Source organism: Methylibium sp. T29, from assembly GCF_000576205.1.
In the GTDB taxonomy this organism is placed as follows: domain Bacteria; phylum Pseudomonadota; class Gammaproteobacteria; order Burkholderiales; family Burkholderiaceae_C; genus Methylibium; species Methylibium petroleiphilum.
In genome coordinates, this window is record NZ_AZND01000376.1 from 1 (window position 1) to 2,511 (window position 2,511).

The 2,511-nt window shown below is 71.0% G+C and carries 3 protein-coding genes; 2 read left to right on the forward strand and 1 reads right to left on the reverse strand.

Going from position 1 to position 2,511, the window contains the following annotated elements; genetic code table 11:
• A partial coding sequence (locus x551_RS21055; protein WP_253950443.1) for an alpha/beta hydrolase occupies window positions 1-613 on the reverse strand: 613 nt, incomplete at its 3' end.
• Window positions 614-676: 63 nt separating this feature from the next.
• Between x551_RS21055 and x551_RS21060 the strand changes: the two genes are divergently transcribed.
• Entirely contained in the window at window positions 677-1,717 is a 1,041-nt protein-coding gene (locus x551_RS21060) for an aliphatic amidase (protein WP_036236347.1), read from the forward strand.
• Between the two features lie 16 nt (window positions 1,718-1,733).
• A partial coding sequence (locus x551_RS21065; RefSeq protein ID WP_051512263.1) for a CbbQ/NirQ/NorQ/GpvN family protein occupies window positions 1,734-2,511 on the forward strand: 778 nt, incomplete at its 3' end.

Here is a 2,511-nt window from a genome sequence, read left to right on the forward strand (position 1 = left end):
GCGCCGGCACGTCGAGCGCGGCGCTGTCGAGCAGCACGCTGCCGAGCCAGCGCGTGGCACCGGCCTCGGCCGCGAGGGCGGGCATGGCGTCCAGCAGCGCCACAAGGTGGGCGCCGGCCGAATGGCCCATGAGCACGAAGCGCGCGGGGTCACCGCCCCATTCGGTGCTGCGCGACTGGGCGAACGCCAGCGCACGGGCCACGTCGCGCGCCTGCTCCAGCGGCGCGGCCTGCGGCAGCAGGCGGTAGTTGACCGACACCACCACCACGCCGCGCGGCACCCAGGCCTGCACCTTGTGCTTCACCACCGAGTCCATGGCCTTGTCGCCGTGCGCCCAGCCGCCGCCGTGCACCATGAAGACGGTGGCCGCGCCTTGCGCCTGGGCGGGCCGGTACACGTCGAGGCGCTGGCGCTCGTGGTCGCCGTAGCGCAGGTCGCGCAGCAGCTGCACCTGCGGCGGCAGCCAGCGCGCGTGGCTGGCGGGGGTGGGGGGCGCTTCATCGGCATCGAGCGTGTCCTGCGCGGCGCCGCAGGCCCCGGCGGCGAGCAGCAGCAGGGCCGTCACGCACACGATGCGGCGCGTCGCGCGGCCTACGTCAATCAACGTATTCACCGGGCGGAGGGGCCACCGAAGAATGGATTCGTTCATCAGCCGCATCAGGAGCAGGAGCGCCCCATGATCCACGGAGACATTTCCAGCAGCAAGGACACCGTGGGCGTGGCCGTCGTCAACTACAAGATGCCGCGCCTGCACACGAAGGCCGAGGTGCTGGCCAACGCGAAGCAGATCGCGAACATGGTGGTGGGCATGAAGGCCGGGCTGCCGGGGCTGGACCTGGTGATCTTCCCGGAGTACAGCACCCACGGGATCATGTACGACAGCGCCGAGATGTACGCCAACGCGGCCACGGTGCCGGGCGCCGAGACGGAGATCTTCGCCGCCGCGTGCCGCCAGGCCAAGGTGTGGGGCGTGTTCTCGCTCACCGGCGAGCAGCACGAGGAGCATCCGCACAAGGCGCCGTACAACACGCTGATCCTCATGAACGACCAGGGCGAGATCGTCCAGAAGTACCGCAAGATCATGCCGTGGGTGCCCATCGAGGGCTGGTACCCGGGCCACTGCACCTACGTGAGCGAAGGCCCGAAGGGCCTGAAGGTCAGCCTCATCATCTGCGACGACGGCAACTACCCCGAGATCTGGCGCGACTGCGCGATGAAGGGCGCCGAGCTGATCGTGCGCTGCCAGGGCTACATGTACCCGGCCAAGGAGCAGCAGGTGCTGATCAGCAAGGCCATGGCCTTCGCCAACAACACCTACGTGGCGGTGGCCAACGCGGCGGGCTTCGACGGCGTGTACTCGTACTTCGGCCACAGCGCGATCATCGGCTTCGACGGCCGCACGCTGGGCGAGTGCGGCGAGGAGGAAATGGGCATCCAGTACGCGGCGCTCAGCAAGAGCCTGATCCGCGATTTCCGCCGCAACGGCCAGAGCGAGAACCACCTGTTCAAGCTGCTGCACCGCGGCTACACCGGCATGATCAACTCGCGCGAGGGCGACAAGGGCGTGGCCGCCTGCCCATACGACTTCTATGCGCAGTGGATCGCCGACCCCGAGGCGATGCGCGAGAAGGTGGAGTCCTTCACCCGCAGCACGGTGGGCACCGACGAGGCCCCCATCGAGGGCCTGCCCCACCAGGGCAGCGTGGGCCACCGCTGAGGTGGGCGCGATCGACATGCTCGCGCCCACGCCCCGGGCGGCGCCCGCCGCAGCCGCCGCCCTGCGGATGGACGCCTACCGCATCGCCACCGAGCCCTACTACCGCAGCGTGGGCGACGAGCTGGCGCTGTTCGAGGCCGCCTGCGCGCAGCGCCTGCCGGTGATGCTGAAGGGCCCCACCGGCTGCGGCAAGACGCGGCTGGTGGAGCGCATGGCCTGGGCACTGCAGCGCCCGCTGATCACCGTGGCCTGCAACGACGACACCAGCGTCGGCGACCTGGTGGGCCGCCACCTGCTCGACGCCGACGGCACGCACTGGCAGGACGGCCCGCTGACGCTGGCGGTGCGGCACGGCGCGATCTGCTACCTCGACGAGGTGGTGGAGGCGCGGGCCGACACGCTGGCGGTGATCCACCCGCTCACCGACACGCGGCGCCTGCTGCCGATCGACCGCCGCAACGAGCTGCTGAAGGCACACCCCGATTTCCAGCTGGTGGTGTCCTACAACCCCGGCACGCCGGGCGCGCCCCGCGAGCTGAAGGCCGCGACGCGGCAGCGCTTCTGCGCGCTGGACTGCAGCTACCCCGGCACCGAGGTGGAGGTGGAGATCGTGGCGCGCGAGTCCGGCATCCCCACCGACCTAGCCGCCAGCCTGGTGGCGCTGGGCGTGCGCACGCGCCGCCTGCAGGGCGAGGGGCTGGACGAAGGCGCGTCGACGCGCATGCTGGTGCGCGCCGCGCAATTGATCGCCGCCGGCACCGCGCCGGCCGCGGCCTGCTGCATGGCACTGGTAG

Coding starts and splice junctions, on each gene's coding strand:
- x551_RS21060 (WP_036236347.1), top strand. CDS start 677: ATGATCCACGGAGACATTTCCAGCAGCAAGGACACCGTGGGCGTGGCC.